Origin of the sequence: Microcystis sp. M079S1 (genome assembly GCF_020246425.1) — a bacterium.
GTDB lineage: Bacteria > Cyanobacteriota > Cyanobacteriia > Cyanobacteriales > Microcystaceae > Microcystis > Microcystis aeruginosa.
Map to the genome: position 1 here is coordinate 21,530 of NZ_JADBSZ010000176.1, position 21,699 is coordinate 43,228.

Consider the following 21,699-nt stretch of genomic DNA (forward strand, 5'->3'; position numbering starts at 1 on the left):
AAGTATAACCTAATTTTGCCTTGTCTCCTAACTTCTGAGTTCTGCTATATCTCTCAATCTTACTTTAAAATTGAGTTTGATAGCGGACGGTAAACTCATTCAAATTGTAATCGTAGGAAAAGCGGATAAAAGACTGGGAATTGACTCGATAGACGGTTTCCAAATTGGGAAGAATATTAAAATCCGTTGCCCCGATCGCATTACTAACCGCATTCTCCACATCATACACGACTCCTTGGGCTAAGAGGGGAATCGCCAACTGAACCACTCCAAACTGAATTAATTGTTCCGTATTTTTCCCCTGTAAACCATTAAAAACCGACAGCAATTGTTCCCCCAAAAGTCGAACGATTTCCCCTTGGCTGCGGGGGGGAGTGCTGGTTAATTTAACTAGGGGAGTATTAAGCAATCCCTCATCTTCACCTCTAGCAAAAGCCAATGCTTGTAAACAATTAGCAGCTTTTTGTAATTCTGTATCTGTATAGTTTTCCTCTAGGGGAAAAGGTGGACTATCGGGACGAATTTGGCACACTTCATTGATATTACGGCCTAAATTTGGTAGCAAGCGGTTTAATTCCCCTTCGACGCTGAGGGTGACATCGATCCGTTGAATGCGATTGAGGCTATCATCGGGAATTTCATTACTAGGAAAATCCCCCCCCGGACGGGAGATAGCAAAATCGCGAGATTGAGAAAATTCGCTGAGAATTGTTCGCAGTTGAATATCAACAAAGGGATTAAAAAGTCCCAACCCGCGACTAGAATCGAAAACAATAACATTTTGATTGCGTCGGTTAAGAAGAAAACGAGTATCGATGTAACTAACCCGTCCTCGATCGAGATTAATCACTCCATTGGTTTGTAATTTCTCCAGTGGAGTGAGCGGACCGTTCAAGGTTAAAGCACCACTAAAATCAAATTGATACAAAGGTTCTTGTTCAATTGATAATCCCGCTAAAGACACTTGGAAATTATTTAAAACTGGAGTAATATTGGTCGTCTGAGGAATGTTGAGAGGCTGCAGCCAGCGACTCACTGGTTTATCCGTTTCTTGATTAATTTCTGCGGTGCGAGGAAGAAAAACTTTACCCCTAGAAAGACGCACATTCCCCCCGATAATTGGTTGCTGAATTGTTCCCGTTACCATGGCATTCCCAGCAATTAATCCCCGATAAAGACCATTAATTGCTATATCTCCTTCTTGAATATTAACTGTTAAGGGATTAGGATTATTTTTGATGGCTTGAAAGAAAGGTAAAACTCCCACCACAGAAATTTGTCTGTCAGCGATCGAGCCTTGTAATTCCTCTACTGTTAAGCTTTCAGGGGTTAAACCAATGCGGCCATTTACGGTTAAAATCTCTGGAAAAGCAACACTGCGGATAGCGGCATTATCGAGAGTAACTATACCATTTGCTTCTAAATCTTTGATTTTTAAACCCTCTTTTATATCTAATCTTCCCGTCGCTGAAAGAACTACCTCTCCCTCACCGTTAACCCATTCGATGGCGTTTTGACTGATAGCTTCAATTAATTTGATTGCATCGGTTCCCAATTTTGCTTGGATTTTTAATTGATCATTACCCGGTAAGGGAGGATAGGGAATGCTGGCATAGATTTGGATTGATTCGGAGGAGGTTGTTCGCAAATCAAAACGATACTGATTATAGGTAAATAAACCAATTACATCTTGATTAATATTTTGGGCATTAATTGCACCATCAATAAAGGCAAAATTACCCTGAATACGAGGATTTAATAAGGTTCCTGCAATTTGTCCTTGAGTTTTTAGACTACCGGATACATCCAAGGGAAACTGCACAAAATTTCTCAAGATATCCAGAGAAAGATTTTCCACGGCAAAAGTTCCCTCTACTTTGTTTAGGGAAAAATCACCCGCTAAAAATACGGAAGAATCCCGTGATTTTAATCTAATCGGTTCTATCCTGAGCAACTGACGATTTAAGTTAAGATTAATTGTTACTTCATCAATCGGAATTAATTGGGTATCGGTGGTGACAATTCCGAGAGGGTTAACAATATTTACTGTCGGTCTTTGGGGTCGCCATTCCCATCTATTGCCCTGAAATTGTACGCTAAGATCGGGATTTTTTAAAGTCCCGGTTAAGGCTATATTTGCCTGATAACGGCCGCGAAAATCTAGTTCAGAAGGTATCCCGACCACCCCTCTTTCCCCTGCTAATTGCTGGATTATTTCTTCAATTTTTGCCCGCAAATTTACCTGTTGTGCTAGGGAAGCTTCGGGATTACCTACTTCTAGGGGACTAAGTTGAATAGCCTGGTTATTCTCGGAGGAGAAAAGGGTGATTAAACTGGTTAAATCATAGATACTAGCAACTGATAATAAATCTTGAATATAACCTTGATCTACCCTGAGTTTAGCTTCTATTGCTTGGGTTTGCCAATTAAATAAACCTTGCAGATTATATTGACTTGCACCCGCTTGTAAACTACCTTCTTGCAGTTGAACTATAGAATCCCGATAAACCAAATTTGCCGTTAATTTTTCCCCGATTAAGTTACCTAAACTAGGTTGATTAATCTCTAGTTGTCCCTCACCCTGTAGGTTAAATAAATTGATGTCTAGATTAGCATTCACTTGTCCAGCAATAATCCCCGGAATATTGTAGGCTGCCGTGGGAGATATTTTCAGGATTTCTAGGGGAAAATTGGCAATCTGAACATTTAAATTTTCTCCGCTTCGTTTAGCTGTTGCTAAAAAAGGAGTTTTATTTCCAAAAGCTTGGCGGATATTTATCCCTAAGGGAAGATAGGGCAGCAGACAATTATTTTGTTGACAAGGATCGAAAGTTAGGTCAATAATGTCCTGATTTCCCCGCATATTTAAACTAATACTTTGACCGATTCCTGCTTGAATTTTTCCTTTTAGTAGGGGTTCAAAGAGTCGCTCATTAATGCTAAAGTTAGCTAAATTTATATCTCCTTTGATTCGTATATTTCCCACTTTTTGCCAAGCACTTAAGAGATTTTTTCCTGTGATTTGTCCTTGAAATTCTCCGATCCCTGTTAGTGTCGATTCTTTGGGTTTTAGGTTAGAATCAATCGGTAAAAGCGATATAATCTGAGTTAGCGGTACAGCAGCAAGGTCGGTTTTTGCCTGTAGATTTAAGTTAACCTCAGCGATATCGGGTTGACTGGTAAGATTAGCTAAAAGAATATTTCCTCGCACATTAAAGCTATTTTCTCCCCACTGTGCCGAAAGATTATTAACCTGAATCGGTGTTACTCCCTGCCAAATTTCTTGAATGTTTCCCGCTAAATTGGCACTAAAATCTAATTTTGGAATCGAGATTGATTTTATTGCTGGTAATTGTCTTAGTACGGCAGCGGGATCGAGATTAGCAGCAATAATATCACTTTGCCAGAAATTATTATTCAGTTGTGCCTTAGCTTTAATTTCTCCTTTGGCTACATTAATACGAGAGTTAAAAACTGCTTTGATACTGCTTAAGTTGAGTCGTTTTTCTAGCAGGGAGTCGAAAATAGTTTGGGCATTTCCTGCTGCTTGAAACCTGGTTTGGGAAATATGCAACGGTATGGGAATATTAGTCTGAAAATTCTCTAAGCTACCGAGAATATTAAAAATACCGTTGTTTAACTGAATATCAGTATTAATCGGATTATTATCCACTAACAACCGAGTATTTACCCTAGCATTGACGGTGGACAAATTAGGGATTTTTCCCGCTAACAATTCCTTGATTGCACCAGTGAAATTGACTTGGGTTTTTCCTAAACTAACAGGAATATTTATATTGGGTAAAAACGGATTTAAGTTAATGCCAGCCGTATTAACTATACCGCTTAAAATACCTTGTTCCAGTTGGGTTGTCGTTCTTAGGGATTGATTATTGACAAATAACTGTATATCTCCCTCTCCGCGCCAAGTTTGTAAATCCGTTAAAGTACCGCTAATCAGAGAATTTATCCTGCCAGCAAAGCTGATTTTTGCTCTGCCTAAACTGACGGGAACTGTTAAATTTTCCACTAGAGGATTAAGACTAATCCCACTGGTATTAACTGTTCCTGTCATGAAACCTTGATTCAGTTTGGCTGTGGCAATTAAAGGATTATTATCTACTAATAACTGCATATTACCTTGACCTTGCCAACTGCTGAAAATATTATTTTTATTATTTAGTAATTCTCCTAAATAACCTTGTAAATTAATCTGTGATCGTATTAATTTAACCTGGGTTGGTAAGTTAGGCAATAGGGAATTAATCGGCAATCCCGCTAAGAAAGCGTTAGCCTGAAGATTTCCTTGCAATACTTGACTATTGACTAAAATTGTGCCTTGTTTACTGCTAATTTCTAAGTTGGCAACTCCGTTTAAAGTATTAACATTAAGTTGGTCAATTTTGCCACTAACTTGAATATTAGCTGTCTCTAAATTTAAGGGTTCTAAGGTTTCTAGGTAGGGGCAAATACTATCTAAATAGTTACAAACAATAGGCACAAAAGGAGTCAATAAAAAGTTATTCCCCGTGATTTTTGCCTGGACTAATTTGCTAGTAAAATCACCATTACCATTAACCTGTAGGTTGCCGCCATTTGTTTTAATGACCGTATCGGTTAAATTTATTTTGTTGCCCCCTAAAAATACTTTCCCCTCCCCGGCAACATTGATTAATCCTGACTGATTAACCGTGGGTATTTGCCAATTAATTAATAATTGTGGCAGTCCTAAACTACCCTTAGCTTTAATATTAGCTTGCAGATCGTTTATATTAATTTTAGCGGAAATTGTTGCCAATTGAGATAAAATTTTTCTCGTGGGAAAATGCGCTTTTAAATTCAAATTCATCGGCATTTTTGTCCCGTCAAGAGGTTGATTTTTTTGCAGGGATTGCAGAATATTTAACTGCAATTTTCCTTCCCCTTTAATTTCTCCACCTGCGACGGGTTTAATTTGAATTTTATCTAAATTAAGACGATTGAGATTTGTTTGAAAATTACTGGTTATTGATTTAATAGGAATTTGCTCAAAAATAATCGGTTTGCTGCTGCTAACGGTTCCTTTAATTAGAGGTTGATCTAATTTTCCCGTCACTTGAAAAGTAGAGCGTGCTTCTCCCCGTAAATCTAGAGGTGATTGCAGATAAATAATTCTTAAAAGCTGTTGTAAATCCACTGATTCTAGAGCGACATTGAGATGATAACCAGTTTGCCAATTTACTTCTCCTCTCACCTCAGTTTTAATCTTGCCAATACTTGCGTTCGCCTGTTCAACTAATACTTTATCTCCCTGTAAATTTAACTTAGTTGTTAGCTTAATTGGATAGGGGAAAGGGTGGAATTTTCCCGCTACTTCCGTCACCTGAAAATTGCCATTACCTTGACTTTGATTTAGCTTTGCCCAACTGGGAATATTGAGAGCAATATTAGCATTTACTTGTCCTTGATTTAATTGAAAATTGCGATTAGGAATTAAAGTTAATAGTTCACTTAAGTTCAAACGATCAATCTGAAGATTAGTTAGGCTTTCACCCGTTTTTAACGCCGTTTCTCCTTGAATTTTTACTTGACTTTTGAGGATTTCTGCGCTAAAATCGTAGGTGAGAGGCTGCCTTTGATTATCAATAAATCTTCCTTGACCATCGGCCTTAATTTCTATCGGTTTTTTCAGGGCATAGGGTTGGATAGTAATAGCTGCCTTCTCCACCTGAAAACCCAGATTTAACTTAATGGGTGCTTCCCGATCTAAGTTACTAGCTATTTTTTCTAAATTATCGAGCCATTGACCATTTTTATCCTGATCGAGATAAATACTGGGATTAATTAACTTGACATCAACCGGCAGCGGCAGACCTAAAAGTAAGGGCAGTGGATTTAATCCCAATTCGATCGCATCAATAGATAAACTATCAGCAGAATTGGCCGTAGCTGGAATTTCCGATTTACCGATACGAATGCGATTAAAATAAAAGCCTTCTATCTTACCTACCCTGACAGGTCTGTGCAGCATTTCACTGAAGATATTGTCTAAAATTGGGGTTAGACGTTCATAAACTAAATAACGAGTCGTAAAATAGCCAAGGGAGGTAATTCCTAGGAGAGTAATTCCCCCGACAATTAAAGTAGAAGGCCGGCGGACAAATCGACCGATACTCAGAAAAAGATTAGGACGAGGAGAAGGATCACCGGGGGAGTTACTCATAATTGTTTACCTCACACACACCAAAGAAAGGGCAATGGCTCACCAGAGCTAATGAACTATGATAATTCACCGCAGCACTGATAGCCCTCAATCGATTAATTGCAATTTTTTAGGCAATTATTGGGCTTAAATCCTGTGAGGAAGTCAAGGGCTGCGGCCAATTAAAAGCCTCTCTCCCCATCTTAGCCTAAGACTCGAATGGCTGGCTAAAATTTTCAACAATTCGCCAAAATCTCCCCAGTTTCAACAGCTAACCGAATTAATATTGATCAACCCACCAGTTCCATCAGAATATTGCTCAGATCAATAGGTTCGGAAATTGAAGATTGAGAGAAAAGTTGTGCGGACAGACAACAATCCGGCGCAGTCTGGAACAACGACCGGAAGCATTCAGTCATAGAATATTGGGATTAGCACGTCTATTTTTACTGCAAAAATCGTCTTATAGATTAAAGATTATGAAAGCCAGATTATCGATCGCCCTAACCGCCCTAATCACCTTGGGCATAACTGCCACACCAGCGGCCAACTTTGACGAACAGGACATCGAGCAGACCCAGGTAGTAGCGATCGCTCGTCCCTACGGAGGTAATAAATTTGACCTCCTAGTATTGGAACAAATCCAGGGAAAACAGAAGTGTTGGAGCGAAAGCGGCTCAAATCCCGTCATGATCGACCCGCTGCTTCTCAACTTTGACTTTACCGGCATTTGTCGCCGCGCCACCGATAGTAATGGTTATTCTATCCGTCTCGATGGCCGGGATTTTGGGCTAGATTACATCCTGCGTATTGTGGAACGCAATGGCGAATTATACTTAGTGGGAACTCCCCGGGATGCTCGCAGACCGGAATTAGTGGTGGGAAGAACCCGAGGAATGCAAACAGGATTTATGAAAATTATCCTCGAACCGGGTTGGAGATTTAGCCGTCGTACTTTCCAAGGCAAAAGTTTAGGCCACTTCTACTTTAGCGGCAAAGAAGCGGAAGTTCTCGCAGCCACCGGCAGACCTCCCCTCAGCGAAACCACTCCTCCCCCCACTGCCGGGGCCAGTTTTGGGGATATTAGCGGCGATATCTATAAAACTGAGATTGAAAAAGCGATCGCGCTTGGGGTAGTGGCCGGTTTTAAAGAAGATAACACCTTCCGCCCCGAAAATCCCGTCACCAGGGAACAATTCGTCTCGATGATTATTGAAGGGATGGGAACTGTCACCAAAATTAACCTAGAAGAGATTCCCCCCGGCAGCGGCAGTTTTAACGACGTAGAAGCGACGCGCTGGAGTGCCAAAAAAATCCAATGGGCCCGGGCCAATGGTATTGTTGCCGGCAAAGCTAACGGCGAATTCCGTCCCACCGACCCCATCACCCGGGCCGAATTGATGGCGATTCTCAAACAGGCCGCCACCTACCTGAAAACTCAGCAAAAACAAGCCCCCGATTTAGCCCAAACTAAAACCCCCGTCAATTTTTCCGATACTTCCGGTCATTGGGCCGCCAGTTTAATTACCCAGATGTCAGGATTTTGCGGTGTGGCCTCTCCCTTGAACGAACGGGGTAGTTCTTTTGTACCAAATGATCCCGCCCGTCGTAACTACGCAGCAGCCGCCATCGTCCGTACCCTCGATTGTGTTAAAACCGCCAAAAAATAAGGGCTTTTCCTCAATCAGGGTTTGCGGCAAAAAGTTTTTCCTAGGGGTAGGGTGTGGGGTTTCACCCATTTTTGGGTGGTCAATTACCTAAAATTCAGGGACTTTTTCCCTGAATTTTCCCCCCGCTCACTCCCATGCCCAGAACTTTTTGATCTCAAAAAAGCCTAAAGATATTATCCAATTACTGATGACTGATGACCGATGACCGATGACCGATGACTGATTACTGATTACTGATTACTGGTTACTGATTACTGATTGTGGTTATTAATTTTTACTTTAGGTATGCCGTCGAGTATTCCCGCTAGACTGGAAAATAATGCACCTCGGCTAGACAAAATCCTATGGTAAAGCTGCTCGAAAATCCTCTCCGAGTGGGATTGCGACAAGAAAGAACCCCAGAACCCTTAATCTTAGTCATTTTTGGGGCATCGGGAGACTTAACCCAAAGAAAACTGGTTCCTGCTCTCTATCAACTGAAACGGGAAAGACGACTACCGGCCGAATTAACCATCGTCGGTACAGCGCGCCGAGAGTGGAGTCATGATTATTTTCGCCAACAGATGCGCCAAGGCATCGAAGAATTTTCCGACGGGATTGGTAGTGAGGAATATTGGCAAGACTTCGCCCAAGGGTTGTACTATTTCCCCGGCAACATGGACGATCCGGAAAGTTACGCCAAAATGAAATTCTTTCTGGAAGAATTAGACGGAATCAGGGGAACCCGCGGCAATCGAGTCTTTTATCTAGCGGTTTCTCCTAATTTCTTCCCCCCCGGTCTTAAAAACCTCGGCGCGGCGGGAATGCTGAAAGACCCGATTAAACACCGGTTAGTGATCGAAAAACCCTTTGGCAAAGATCTCAGTTCTGCCCAAGTTCTCAATCGAGTCGTACAAGAGGTTTGTCAGGAGAACCAAGTCTATCGCATTGACCACTATTTAGGCAAGGAAACCGTCCAAAACTTGCTGGTGTTCCGATTTGCTAACGCCATCTTTGAACCCCTCTGGAATCGTCAATTTATCGATCACGTCCAGATTACCGTGGCCGAAACCGTGGGAGTGGAGGATCGGGCCGGATATTACGAAAAATCGGGAGCTTTGCGGGATATGGTGCAAAATCACCTGATGCAGTTATTCTGCTTAACGGCGATGGAAGCACCCAACGCTATTAACGCTGATAGTATCCGCGGCGAAAAAGTCAAAGTCCTGCAAGCGACTCACCTGGCCGATATTAATAACCTAGAAAAATCCGCCATCCGCGGCCAGTATAAAGCCGGTTGGATGAAAGGAAAACCCATTCCGGGCTATCGGGAAGAACCGGGGGTTAATCCGGAATCCACCACTCCCACCTACGTCGCCATGAAATTAATCGTCGATAACTGGCGTTGGCAGGGTGTCCCCTTCTATCTGCGTACGGGTAAACGTCTGCCCAAAAAAGTTTCCGAGATTGCCATCCAATTCCGCAATGTGCCGTTATTAATCTTCCAATCGGCAGCGCAACAAACCAATGCAAATGTACTGAGTATGCGGATTCAGCCTAACGAAGGTATTGCCCTGCGTTTTGAAGCGAAAATGCCGGGGTCGGAATTACGCACGCGCACGGTAGAAATGGACTTTAGTTATGGTTCCTCCTTCGGTATTGCCAGCGCTGATGCCTATAATCGCCTACTTTTAGACGCTATGCTAGGAGATCAAACCCTATTTACCCGTTCTGACGAAGTAGAAGAAGCATGGCGCATCGTTACTCCCGCTCTCGCCGCTTGGGACGCTCCCGCCGATCCCGCCTCCGTACCCCAATACGAAGCGGGTACCTGGGAACCCACAGAAGCGGAATTTCTCCTTAACCGCGATGGCCGTCGTTGGCGACGACTCTAATACAGTGAACAGTAATCAGTGAGCAGTAAACAGTAAACTAAAAACTCACATCTGATAACTGATAACTCACATCTGATAACTGGTAACTGATAACTGATAACTGATAACTGATAACTGATAACTGACATGACTACCCAAAGCCCCCCCATTGTCTCCCTGCAAGCACCGAAAGATGTTTCCATCGATGTGATCGAGCAGGAACTGCGCGATATCTGGCAATCCTATAATAATAATGAGGATGGTATGGCCGCCACTCGGGCCACCACCTTTAGCTTTATTGTCTATGAACCCGATGCGGTACAGGAATTGTTAACCCTTCTCGGCTATTACACCGGCCCGATTGATGGTATTGCCGGTCCGCGGACTCACGCCGCCATCAAAGTCGCCCAGAAAGACCTAGAACTAGAAGTAACCGGGCTTTCTAGCGATGAATTTGTCACCCGCCTAAGGGCAGCCTGGGAAGCGGAAAAAAACGCCGAGGATGGGGCTAATCATCGTCAATACGCCGCCGATTTGGATGCGATTGGGGTGGCAGATGCGATCGCTGCTTCCAATCCCTGTCGCATTATTACCCTCTGTCCCACCGCCGAGGCCGATGAAGGGGTAAAAGCCTCCGTTTCTGCCTATTGTCCCGTTAACAAACGTAGTCAGAACACTTTAGTTTGCTGTGAATACGTCACTTTAAGCGGTACGGCGGAAGCTTTGGAACGAATTGGCGGCATTATTTCCGAGTTAACTATTCCCAGTTTGCCCAAATTTCTCTGGTGGAAAGCCAGTCCCGATGGGGAATATGGACTATTTAAGCGTCTGGCCAGTCAATGTGATACGATTATCGTCGATTCCAGCACTTTTCGGGAACCGGAAACGGAACTGCTGCAAGTGGGGGATTTACTAGCAACAGATGTACCATTGGCTGACCTGAACTGGAGTCGTCTCGCCCCTTGGCAAGAACTAACCGCCGAGGCTTTTGATCCCCCAGAGCGCCGGGATGCTATTCTGGAAGTCGATCGCATCACTATTGATTACGAAAAGGGCAATCCTTGCCAAGCTTTTATGTTCCTCGGTTGGATGGCCAGCCGGTTACAATGGCGACCGGTGGGATATAGTCACCGGTCGGGAGATTACGCTATTCATCGGATTAGCTTCCTCGGTCAGGACCAGCGTTTAATTGAGGCGGAATTAGCCGGTATTCCCGTGGCCGATTGGGGTGAGATACAAGGGGATCTGATTAGTATTAAACTCACTTCTACTAATCTTCAGGCCGATTGTTGCACGGTAATTTGTTCGGGAACTACCGGCTGTATGCGGATGGAAGCTTCGGGAGGGGCCCAATCTTGCCGGGTTGAACAAGTGTCCCATCTGGAAGACCAAAAAACAGAAACTCTCCTAGGTAAACAGTTACAGCGTTGGGGCCAGGACGTGCTTTATCAAGAAAGCATGAAAGTCACTAGCTCTATCCTCAAATTATCCCAACCAGACTAGCAAATTAGCAACAATAATCCCACCCACTTTGGAGAGACCTTGTTAACAAGGTCTCTCGATATTTATACAGCAGTCAGCACCTGATTAAAACCGATAATTATAAGTAGGTAGGCGTTAAAAATTATCAGACACCCCCCTTATCAAGGGGGGCAGGGGGGATCTAACCTAAAATCCATTTTTAATTTAATTATAACCAGCTACTTACCTTTTGGTGAAAACAGGTTATTATAAAGACAGAGCTTTGCTTTCAAGGGGTCAATATGGTCGCAACCACTGAGAAACGCTACACAGTCGCAGAATACTTTCAACTAGAGGAAGCTGCCACCGACAGACACGAGTATCGAGATGGAGAAATTATTATTATGACTGGGGGAACTCCTAACCATAATCGCATTGCGGGAAATTTTTATAGAAGATTTCCCTTAACTATCCAGAATCAAGCCTATGATATATTTATCACCGATCTACGCTTGGCAATACCCGCCTATAATGTGTACACCTATCCCGATCTTATGATCGTTAAGGGAGAACCAATTCTTGAAAGAGGACGCACCGATACGATTACCAATCCACAGGTGATTATCGAGGTTTTATCAAAATCTACTCAAGACTATAATCGGGGTGATAAGTTTAAATTTTATCGCTCTCTTAATAGTTTTGAAGAATATATTTTAATCGATCAATATGGTTATTATATAGAACAGTTTCATAAAAGAGGCGATCATTGGGCATTCCGGGATTATCACGATCAAGAAGCGATTTTAACTCTGTTTTCTCTAGATTTTCAAATATCCCTGACAGATTTATATCAGCGTGTCGATTTTACCGCGATTGAAGTATCCTAGTGGCTCAACTATTTTTGCCGCAAAAGTCATGGTATGATTAACTCCCAATCCAACTTTAAAAACCCACTCCCTAATTCATAAAAAAAGGTGGGGCAACACCCACCTTGTTTAAACCTGAGATATTAGCGATAATTAGGCTTCATCGAGAGCGGCAATACCGGGTAAAACCTTCCCTTCGAGTAATTCCAAACTAGCACCGCCACCGGTGGAAATATGGCTCATTTTTTCCGCCACTCCCACTTTTTCCACCGCCGCTACCGAGTCACCACCACCGATAATAGTAGTTGTACCCGTAGCGGTTAAATCGGCTAAAGTGTGAGCGATCGCATCTGTACCTGCCGCAAATTTATCGAACTCGAACACCCCCATGGGGCCATTCCAGAGGACAGATTTACAGTTAGATAAAGCTTTTTGGAAAACTTTAACTGATTCAGGTCCAATATCCAATCCCATCCAACCATCGGGAATATTTTCGACCTTGACGATTTGGGACTCGGCATCCTTATCGAATTTATCCGCTAAGACCACATCGGTGGGAAGGAGGAATTCCACCCCTTTTTCTTTAGCTTTTGCCTCTAGGGATTTAGCTAACTCTAGTTTGTCTTCTTCCACCAAAGACTTACCAACACTTAAACCGCGGGCCTTGTAGAAAGTAAAGATCATACCGCCACCGATGAGCAGTTTATCGCACTTTTCTAATAGAGTTTCGATCACGCCAATTTTACTAGAAACCTTAGAACCGCCGATAATCGCCGCTAGGGGACGTTGGGGAGTTTCAATAGCTGACTGTAGGTAGTTTAATTCTTTTTCAATTAAATAACCCGCCACCGAGGGGCTGAGATAGTGGGTAACGCCTTCCGTAGAAGCGTGGGCGCGGTGGGCGGTACCAAAAGCATCATTAACGTATAAATCGGCATTAGCGGCTAATTGTTTGGCAAAATCGGGATCATTTGCCTCCTCTTCACCGTGGAAACGCAGATTTTCCAAAAGGGCCACTTGACCGTTAGACATTTGACTAATCGCTGCCGTAACTCCCTCACCAATACAATCGGGACACATGATTACTTCTTGGCCCAATAATTCCGAGAGACGTTTAGCTACAGGGGTCAGACGCAAATTTTCTTTAACTTGACCGTCGGGACGACCCATGTGGCTGCATAAAATAACCTTAGCCCCTTTTTTGATTAAGTCCTCAATGGTTGGTAGTGCCGCCCGAATGCGGGTATCATCGCTGATTGCCCCGGTGGCTTTGTCCATGGGAACGTTAAAATCGACCCGGACTAAGACCCGTTTACCCGCTAAATCAGCTTCTGTTAAATTGGCTACTGTTTTTTTTGGCACAGCCCATAACCTCCTAGATTGCTTACCGTACAATAAAGATTAAATCAGGGTATCGCTACTTGCGGCAATTACTTTGACAAAGATTATTTCAGATTTGGGGATCAGTTTTGCAGTTCCAAGACCGATTTGCCCAGAAAAATTTGATTGGAGAGACTTGCTAATTATGTTTGAGACGATTTTATTTCCCATCGACCACAGCCGCGAAAGTCGTGACGCGACCAGTAGTGTGATCGAATTAGTCAAAATCTTTGACAGTCGTTTGGTGCTGTTGTCGGTGGTGGAAACGACACCCACCGGAGAAATTGCCCCCGACGATAAGATGAGTTCGATCGAAGCGGTGGATAGATTGTTACAATCGGCGCAAGCGATTTTCGCTCAAGCTGGTATCAAGGCGGAAATGATTGAAAGGGAGGGAATACCTTCTTTTGTCATCTGTGATGTGGCCGATGAAGTTAATGCCGACCTGATCGTTATGGGTTGTCGCGGTTTAGGATTAACCAGCGAAGGTGTCTCCGAAAGCGTCACCACCAAAGTTATTAACCTTGCCCCCTGTCCAGTGTTGATTATCCCTTAATCAGTGATCAGTGATCAGTGATCAGTTATCAGTGAGCAGATTTGAGTTATCAGCCGTCAGCCGTCAGCTTTTTTCTCCCCCATCTCCCCACTCCCTGCTCGGAGTCTCGGAGTCTCGGAGTCTCCCGAGAGAAATGTAACGAATTGTGAGAGTTTCAGCCGTCAACCCTTGAAAACTCGATCGATGGGGTTGCTTGAAGTAATTCTTAGGCCTAAAGTGTAATCTTAAAGTTTTATGATCAATTTTCCCGTTGATCGGAAAAAGGAGAACTCAAACACAATGGCTGAAACTGGATACAAACAGGTGGTGACACCCTACAATGATGATCCGTTCATTGGTCATCTAGCTACCCCCATTTCCGCTTCTGGTTTTACCAAAGCTTTTATTGGTAACTTACCTGCCTATCGTCCCGGTCTAGCTCCGATTCTGCGCGGTCTAGAAGTGGGTATGGCCCACGGTTATTTCCTCGGTGGTCCCTGGGTTGTCCTGGGCCCCTTGAGAGACTCCGAATATGCCAATATCGGCGGCTTAATCCCCGCTTTAGCCATGGTTCTCTTGGCTACGGGTTGTTTAGCTAGTTATGGTCTTGTCTCTTTCCAAGGTAAGGCCGCTACTGGTGATCCTCTGAAATCGTCCGAGGGTTGGAGTCAATTCGCCGCCGGTTTCTTTATTGGTGGTATGGGTGGTGCTTTTGTGGCCTATTTCCTCCTAGAAAATCTTGGTGTCGTTGATGGCATCATGCGCGGGGTTTTTAATCAATAATTAACCCTTTTTCTACCTGTTATCATTTCCTTATTTTTTTACTAGGAGCGTTTGACATGACTGGTGACTACGCAGCTTCTTATCTGCCTTGGATTTTAATCCCGATCGTCTGTTGGTTAATGCCAGCCGTGGTTATGGGTTTGTTATTTATCTATATCGAGAGTGAATCCTAATTTAGCTCTAGGATTCCTACAATTAAGAGCTTGAAAATTAGCTATTTAATAGTTAGTTTTCAAGCTCTATTTTCTGGGGAAAAAAGAAGATGAAAATTGGTAAAACCCTACACCCTACACCCCACACCCCACACCCTACCCGCACCGAAAAACTTTTTGCCGCAAACCCTACTTATAAAGCGGTTAGATAGCGGATTTTTTCCAACAATAGGGAGGGTTGAATGGGTTTGAGGAGATAGTCGTCAATGCCATGACGACCGAGAAAATTAACGCTGATTTCAGGGGTATCATTCAAGATTAGCACTTTACTGGCTTGAGTTTGGCTAGATTTTTTTAAGAGATGACAGAGATGATATATATCGGGCATTTTTCGATCGACAATTATAATACTTGGCTGCACGATCTCAATTTTTTTGATAGCGGAGACACTATCGATTAACCAAATAACTTGATAATGTGCCACCATCAATAACTCACAAATAAGATTGGCAATTTCTTCGTCACTTTCAATCAAAACTATAGTGGGATTGTGGTGATTAAAATGGGGATTATTATCCGAGGGTTGGGGTTGGGATTTGGGGGGCTTTTGTTGAGGTAAACGGACGGTAAAGATGGAACCTTTATCTAAGCAAGATTCTACCTCGATCGTGCCGCGATGGAGTTCCACTAATTGTTTAGTTAAAGCCAATCCTAATCCCACACCACCATAACGACGTTTGCGAGAGCCATCCAATTGGGTAAATTTTTCAAACAGAAGCGGTATTTTTTGAGCAGGAATGCCGATGCCCGTGTCCTCTACCTGAAAAATGACCTGACTGCCTTCTTTCCACAGTCTCAGCGTGACAGCACCCTGTTCGGGGGTAAATTTCAGGGCATTTTTTAACAAGTATAAAAGTATCTGCTGAACTCGATCATAATCGGCGTAAAAATAATGCTCTTTTTCGGTGATTTTCATCTCTAACATCAGATTAATTTCTTTAGTTTCTGCCTCTGTTTTAATGATTTCTAAAACATGATTACAGAGATATTTTAGCGAAAATTGTTTAATATCTAAAACAGCTTTCCCCGCCGAAAGTTGCGAGAAATTAAGCAAGTCATTGATTAATTCTAATAGTTTATTGCCGTTATCCTGAATAACTTTTAGATAGTTTTTTTGTTTGTCGGGGGGTAAAAAATTATTGGCTGCCGAGCATTTTTGCAGGGTACTGGACAAACCGATAATACAAGTTAGGGGAGTTAATAACTCATGACTAATATTATTTAAAAATTCACTTTTGCAGAGGTTAGCGGCTTCCGCAGCCATTAAAGTATCTTGTAATTCTTGGGTTCTTTCTATTACCCGGCGTTCAAAAATATCTTTTTGTTCCTGTACTTGAGAATATAATTGCGCTTGATAGATAGCGATGGCGAGATGTTCACCAATCTGACCTAAAAATTTCTTTTCTTGCGGCAACCATTGGCGTTTTTCTTGACATTGATGGGCAATTAATAAACCCCACAATTCTTCTTGTACCACAATCGGGGCGATTAATTTTGATTGCACTTGGTGTTGTCGCAAAAATTCGGACAAACAGAAGGAAGAAGAATAGTTAGCATCCACATCATCTACGGACAGAATTAATCCTTGACGGTACTTTTCTTTGTATTGGGGAATATAGGAAAAACAATCGTCTTCGGGGGTTAAATTTAACACCGAATTTATCTGGTCAGAAATGCGCGACTCGGAAGTTATTTTTCCCTTTACCTCACCAGTACTGGGGAAAAATTGATAAATTAACAATCGGTCCACTTGCAGAAACTCTCGCGCTTCCCTGACTACGGTTTCCAGAATCACCGGTAACTCCAGACTCTGACGCATTTGGGTGATGACTTGGTTTAATAATCTTTCCTGTTGGATTTGTTGGGATAGGGCAGCTTCTACCGGTTGACAAACGGAGAAGATGCGGGAACAATCTCTATCAGCAGACGGAGAAGAAATTATCGAGAGAATTTTGACTAAAATTTTATTTTGAAAACTGCTGACATTAATGGATAGAGGCAGATTTAAAATTTGATAACCCTGCTGAATTTTTGGGTTGTGGAGAGACTTGACAGCCAGTCCTTGCAGAAAATTTTTAATCGTGTTCGCTTCAAAACTAATGCGGACTTCGTACTGAAAATTATGCCCTTGGGGACTGGCTAACAATAAAGCTTGTAGGTCAGTGGAAAGCAAGAGTTGATAGATTTCCCCCGTCTTTAGGGGCAGCTCTCTTTCACTTAGACTAATCCTCGGTGCTGTCACCTGTATTGCCAACTGTCCCCACCAAGAACGAATTTGTTCGAGGTGAGTAGATGACAACACTTGACAGCAAACATAAGCGGGAGCAGCATTCATTTATCAGTTATCAGTTATCAGTTATCAGTTATCAGTTATCAGTTATCAGTTATCAGTTATCAGAAGGCAGGAGGCAGGAGGCAGGAGGAGATAGGGTGATAGGGTGATAGGGTGATAGGGTTTTGGGGTTTTAGGGTTTTAGGGTGATAGGGTTTTAGGATGATAGGGTTTTGGGGTTTTAGGGTTTTAGGGTTTTAGGGTTTTGGGGTTTTAGGGTTTTAGTTGAAATTCCCCCACTTCCCACTTCCCACTTCCCACTTCCCACTTCCCACTTCCCACTTCCCCACACCCCAGTCATCAGTAAGGGGATGGGGGTTTGGGTTTTGGTGAAGTTTTCTTAATCCCTATCCCCTACTATTCCCTAATCCCTATTGCCTGTTCTTTAAATTGCCGCAGACAGATATAATCATCTCTATCTACCTAAGAATGATCCCTCGATCGAGACCCTGATTCTCAAAACCTAATCATTATTTAACCTGACTCTCAAAACTTATGCACCGAATTGCTCCCCAAGCGGGTGGTTGGACAGCAGATACCGAAGGGGTGATTATTATTGACCAAAATCCGGCCCCGATTGTTCTCCTCACCATGGCCGATACCGATATTCAAACTCTAGCGGCAGCTATCGACCATCTACCCGATAATTTTCCCGCAATTCGCGCCCTGAATTTATCGCAGTTACAGCAGCAATACAGTATCGATAACTATGGGGACAAGGTACTATCCCAAGCAAGAGTGATTATTCTTCGCTTATTGGGGGGACGTGGGAGTTGGTCCTACGGATTGGAAGTAGTTAAGGAAATTGTCGAGGACACCGGTGCGACTTTATTTGTCCTCCCGGGAGAGGATAAACCGGATTTAGAGTTGATGAGTCATTCCACTGCTTCCCTGACTACTGTTAATCAGTTATGGTGCTATTTCACGGAAGCAGGGATAGATAACTGGATTAATGCTGCTAAATTTATCGCGCATACCTGTCTCCATCTCGACTATCCCCCTTTTCCTCCTAGGGTTGTCCCTCGGTTGGGAATCTATTCCCAGACAACCCTATCCCAACCCCAAGCACGGACTTGGATACTTTTCTATCGTTCCCATTATCTCGCGGGTAATACCAAAGCTATCGATGCTTTAATCAGCGCTTTCACCCAAAGAAATATGGAAACTGTCCCTATCTTTCTCTCCTCTCTGCGGGAAATTGAAGTGCAAGAGGAACTATTAACCCTCTTTTCCCACCATCCCCCAGACCTAATTCTCGACACCACTAGCTTCTCTATCCAACGACCGGAAGACAAACAAAATCATCACTTCTGGCAGTCCCTCAATAAACCCATCTTCCAAGTTATCCTCAGCAGCAGCAGTTTAGAAGCTTATCAACAGGGTTATCAAGGTCTTTCCCCCCGGGATGTGGCCATGAATATCGCTTTACCGGAAATGGATGGCAAAATTATCACCCGCGCTATTTCCTTTAAATCTGTCCTCACCCGACATCCCAAACTAGAAACGGAAATAGTTATCTATCAACCCCTCCCCCACCGGGTTGATTTTGTCGCTGATTTAACCGCAAACTATTGTCAACTCTCCTCCCTTCCCAACTCCCAGAAAAAAATTGCCCTCATTTTCCCCAACTATCCCAATAAGGATGGTCGTATCGCTAACGGAGTCGGTTTAGATACCCCCGCTAGTGGTCTGGAAATTCTTCGCGCATTACAAACCCAAGGTTATACCCTCACCGACCTCCCCGACCATAGCGACGAATTAATGCGATTGCTTATTTCCGGTATCACTAATGACTTGGAGACAAGGGAATTAAAACCTATCTATCAATCTCTCTCCCGGTCAGCATATCTAGATTATTTCTCCTCCCTTCCCCCCGATAATCAAAGCGCTCTGCTTGACCGTTGGGGATATCCAGACAAGGATTTTCCTATCCCCGGCATCCAGTTAGGTAATGTCTTTATCGGTATTCAACCTTCTCGCGGTTATGACCTTGACCCGACTCTTAATTATCATTCCCCCGACCTGGAACCTACCCACAGCTATCTCGCTTTTTACCATTGGTTACGACAGGAATTCCAAGTCACTGCTGTGATTAATCTCGGTAAACACGGCAATTTAGAATGGCTACCCGGGAAGAGTCTCGCTCTTTCTCCCCATTGTTATCCCGAAATCGCTTTCTCGTCGCTGCCGAATTTTTATCCTTTTATTGTCAATGACCCCGGGGAAGGTTCCAGCGCTAAAAGACGTTCCCAAGCTGTTATCATCGACCATCTCACTCCCCCGATGACGCGAGCGGAATTGTATGGGGATTGGGAAAAGTTAGAGTCCCTCATCGATGAATATTATCAAGCAGAATCTCTTGATCCTTCTCGTTTAGCTCTGATTCGCGAGCGGATTAACGATCTGGTGGCGAAAACTAATCTCGATCGAGAGCTAGGCACGATCTCGCGTAGCGAGCGCGTTGCGACCAGCGCCTCCTTTAGTCAATTTCTCACCCTCGTGGATGGTTATCTCTGTGAACTCAAGGAAGCACAAATCCGCGACGGTTTACATATCTTCGGTCAATGTCCCCAGGGTCAGCAGTTAATTGATTTAATCCAATCGATCGCTCGTTCTCCTAGTCCTGACCGCCCCGGTTTAACCCGTTCGATCGCCCTTGACCTCCATCTCGACTGCGACCCCCTGACGGAATATAACGATACTACTACCTATCTGGAAAGTCTCGCTCAGGATTTAATTAGCCAGAAAATTGAACCTCTAGGCGAAAATACGGCAAAAGAATTGGTTTGGCTAGAAAATCAGTTAATTCCTGCTTTAAAACAAACCCCCGATGAACTTACCTATCTCTTAAAAGGTCTCACTGGCCAATACGTCCCCAGTGGCGCTTCTGGCGCTCCTACCCGCGGCCGTCCCGATGTTCTCCCCACCGGCAGAAATTTCTATTCTGTCGATACCCGCGCAATCCCCACAGAAACCGCGTGGGAAGTGGGAAGAAAGGCTGCAGAGGCACTAATTGAACGTTATACCCAAGAAAATGGCGAATATCCCCGCACTTTGGCGATTTCTATCTGGGGAACTTCGACGATGAGAAATAGTGGCGAAGATGTGGCCGAAGCCATGGCTTTACTGGGAATTCGTCCCCTTTGGGATGGTTTTTTCCGTCGGGTAGTCGGGTTTGAAATCCTTACCCCGTCTAGCTTAGGCCGTCCTCGCATTGATGTGACTGTTCGGGTATCGGGCTTTTTTAGGGACAGTTTCCCCAGCATACTACATCTTCTTAATTCTTGCATAAATGCGGTAGCTTGTCAAGAGGAAGAGGAAAAAATTAATCCTTTAGCGGCGAAAGTGAAGACAGAGAGGGAGTTTTGGCTAAGTCAGGGCTTAGGAGAAAAAGAGGCGAAACTGAGAGCTACTGCCAGAATCTTTGGCTGCAAACCTGGTGCTTACGGGGCCGGTTTACAGGGGTTAATCGAGTCACAAAACTGGCAAAATGATCAAGACTTAGCTAATGCTTATATTAACTGGAGTTGTTATGCCTATGATAGTCAAGGAACTGCCCATTCTTTACCGGAAGTATTGAGAAATAGACTGCAAGAATTAGAGATAGTGCTGCACAATCAGGACAATCGGGAACACGATATTTTCGACTCCGATGACTACTATCAATTTCAAGGCGGCTTAACTGCCAGTGTCCGGGCTTTAACCGGCAAAAATCCCGTCACCTATTTTGGTGATCATTCCCGTCCGGAAAATCCCCGCATCAGAACCCTAGAGGAAGAAATTCGCCGCGTTTACCGCTCGCGAGTGGTTAATCCCAAATGGATAGCGGGAGTGATGCGACACGGCTATAAAGGCGCTTTCGAGATGGCCGCGACCGTAGATTATATTTTTGCCTACTCTGCCACTACTCACCTAGTGGAGGATTTTATTTATCAGGGAGTAGCCGAAGCTTATTTATTTGACGACAAGGTACAACAATTTATTCAGGAGAAAAACCCCTGGGCATTGCGAGATATGGCCGAAAGATTATTAGAAGCTCAACAACGGGGATTATGGACCCAGGTGGACCAGAAAACTTTAGATCGATTGAGGGCAATTGTCCATGAGGCCGAAGGAGCGATCGAATCGGGTCAGTAATTAGACCTCTTGTAAAAATCAAAAATCTGACCTTAGGTGAGGAGTCAGTAGCCAGTAGTCAGTAGTCAGGAGAATTAAGAATGAGCATTAATCAATTAAATGCTCTATCTAAGGATTTTATGCAATTTTATGCCTATTTTTCTCATTTTTGGCTCTTCGTTACTTGGTATGGTTCGATATGGGGGCATAAATCGACTAAATCCTTATCTGGCAAGAGATTTAATTGATTAGTTCGCTCCAGATCGCAAACAATTGACAAAAATTGCGGTAATGTCTGTTTCTATAAGGG

Annotated in this window: 11 protein-coding genes; 8 read left to right on the forward strand and 3 right to left on the reverse strand. The window is 43.5% G+C overall.

Going from position 1 to position 21,699, the window contains the following annotated elements:
- Nucleotides 1-64: 64 nt before the first annotated feature.
- On the reverse strand, nucleotides 65-6,202 hold the full coding sequence (locus tag IM456_RS11455) for a translocation/assembly module TamB domain-containing protein (RefSeq protein ID WP_287691369.1): 6,138 nt from the start codon (nucleotides 6,200-6,202) through the stop codon (nucleotides 65-67).
- Nucleotides 6,203-6,660: 458 nt separating this feature from the next.
- Between IM456_RS11455 and IM456_RS11460 the strand changes: the two genes are divergently transcribed.
- The 4 genes from IM456_RS11460 (at nucleotide 6,661) to IM456_RS11475 (ending at nucleotide 12,052) form a co-directional block, all read left to right on the forward strand.
- Nucleotides 6,661-7,851, forward strand: coding sequence for a DUF3747 domain-containing protein (locus IM456_RS11460; RefSeq protein ID WP_149986335.1), 1,191 nt, complete (start codon nucleotides 6,661-6,663; stop codon nucleotides 7,849-7,851).
- Nucleotides 7,852-8,195: 344 nt separating this feature from the next.
- The gene (gene zwf, locus IM456_RS11465; RefSeq protein WP_287691371.1) at nucleotides 8,196-9,725 is read left to right on the forward strand and encodes a glucose-6-phosphate dehydrogenase; all 1,530 of its coding nucleotides are present in this window, start codon (nucleotides 8,196-8,198) and stop codon (nucleotides 9,723-9,725) included.
- Nucleotides 9,726-9,851: 126 nt separating this feature from the next.
- Entirely contained in the window at nucleotides 9,852-11,207 is a 1,356-nt protein-coding gene (opcA, locus tag IM456_RS11470; protein WP_287691372.1) for a glucose-6-phosphate dehydrogenase assembly protein OpcA, read from the forward strand.
- Between the two features lie 260 nt (nucleotides 11,208-11,467).
- Nucleotides 11,468-12,052, forward strand: a complete 585-nt coding sequence (locus IM456_RS11475; RefSeq protein ID WP_287691373.1) for a Uma2 family endonuclease — start codon at nucleotides 11,468-11,470, stop codon at nucleotides 12,050-12,052.
- A 132-nt stretch (nucleotides 12,053-12,184) separates the two neighbouring features.
- Here IM456_RS11475 and IM456_RS11480 read toward each other — a convergent pair whose 3' ends face one another.
- The gene (locus tag IM456_RS11480; protein WP_287691375.1) at nucleotides 12,185-13,393 is read right to left on the reverse strand and encodes a phosphoglycerate kinase; all 1,209 of its coding nucleotides are present in this window, start codon (nucleotides 13,391-13,393) and stop codon (nucleotides 12,185-12,187) included.
- A gap of 163 nt (nucleotides 13,394-13,556) precedes the next feature.
- Here IM456_RS11480 and IM456_RS11485 point away from each other — a divergent pair, with 163 nt between their 5' ends.
- From IM456_RS11485 to IM456_RS11495, 3 genes are all read left to right on the forward strand, one after another.
- Nucleotides 13,557-13,967 (forward strand): universal stress protein, encoded by a 411-nt coding sequence (locus IM456_RS11485; protein WP_045361308.1) that lies wholly within the window; start codon nucleotides 13,557-13,559, stop codon nucleotides 13,965-13,967.
- A gap of 279 nt (nucleotides 13,968-14,246) precedes the next feature.
- On the forward strand, nucleotides 14,247-14,729 hold the full coding sequence (locus IM456_RS11490; RefSeq protein ID WP_061432019.1) for a photosystem I reaction center protein subunit XI: 483 nt from the start codon (nucleotides 14,247-14,249) through the stop codon (nucleotides 14,727-14,729).
- Nucleotides 14,730-14,785: 56 nt separating this feature from the next.
- Nucleotides 14,786-14,902 carry a photosystem I reaction center subunit VIII gene (locus tag IM456_RS11495; protein WP_004162778.1) on the forward strand — a complete coding sequence of 39 codons (117 nt, stop codon included), beginning with the start codon at nucleotides 14,786-14,788 and terminating at the stop codon, nucleotides 14,900-14,902.
- Nucleotides 14,903-15,074: 172 nt separating this feature from the next.
- Here the strand turns inward: IM456_RS11495 and IM456_RS11500 are convergent, their stop codons facing one another.
- Nucleotides 15,075-17,276 carry a hybrid sensor histidine kinase/response regulator gene (locus IM456_RS11500; RefSeq protein WP_149986339.1) on the reverse strand — a complete coding sequence of 734 codons (2,202 nt, stop codon included), beginning with the start codon at nucleotides 17,274-17,276 and terminating at the stop codon, nucleotides 15,075-15,077.
- Nucleotides 17,277-17,768: 492 nt separating this feature from the next.
- Here IM456_RS11500 and cobN point away from each other — a divergent pair, with 492 nt between their 5' ends.
- Nucleotides 17,769-21,410: a cobaltochelatase subunit CobN gene (gene cobN, locus IM456_RS11505; RefSeq protein WP_149986340.1), complete on the forward strand. Its 3,642-nt coding sequence runs from the start codon at nucleotides 17,769-17,771 to the stop codon at nucleotides 21,408-21,410.
- Nucleotides 21,411-21,699 lie beyond the last annotated feature (289 nt).

Bases quoted from the DNA above. Each gene is read 5' to 3' on its own strand.
- IM456_RS11455 (WP_287691369.1), bottom strand. From the start codon at position 6,202: ATGAGTAACTCCCCCGGTGATCCTTCTCCTCGTCCTAATCTTTTTCTG.
- IM456_RS11460 (WP_149986335.1), top strand. From the start codon at position 6,661: ATGAAAGCCAGATTATCGATCGCCCTAACCGCCCTAATCACCTTGGGC.
- zwf (WP_287691371.1), top strand. From the start codon at position 8,196: ATGGTAAAGCTGCTCGAAAATCCTCTCCGAGTGGGATTGCGACAAGAA.
- opcA (WP_287691372.1), top strand. From the start codon at position 9,852: ATGACTACCCAAAGCCCCCCCATTGTCTCCCTGCAAGCACCGAAAGAT.
- IM456_RS11475 (WP_287691373.1), top strand. From the start codon at position 11,468: ATGGTCGCAACCACTGAGAAACGCTACACAGTCGCAGAATACTTTCAA.
- IM456_RS11485 (WP_045361308.1), top strand. From the start codon at position 13,557: ATGTTTGAGACGATTTTATTTCCCATCGACCACAGCCGCGAAAGTCGT.
- IM456_RS11490 (WP_061432019.1), top strand. From the start codon at position 14,247: ATGGCTGAAACTGGATACAAACAGGTGGTGACACCCTACAATGATGAT.
- IM456_RS11495 (WP_004162778.1), top strand. From the start codon at position 14,786: ATGACTGGTGACTACGCAGCTTCTTATCTGCCTTGGATTTTAATCCCG.
- IM456_RS11500 (WP_149986339.1), bottom strand. From the start codon at position 17,276: ATGAATGCTGCTCCCGCTTATGTTTGCTGTCAAGTGTTGTCATCTACT.
- cobN (WP_149986340.1), top strand. From the start codon at position 17,769: ATGCACCGAATTGCTCCCCAAGCGGGTGGTTGGACAGCAGATACCGAA.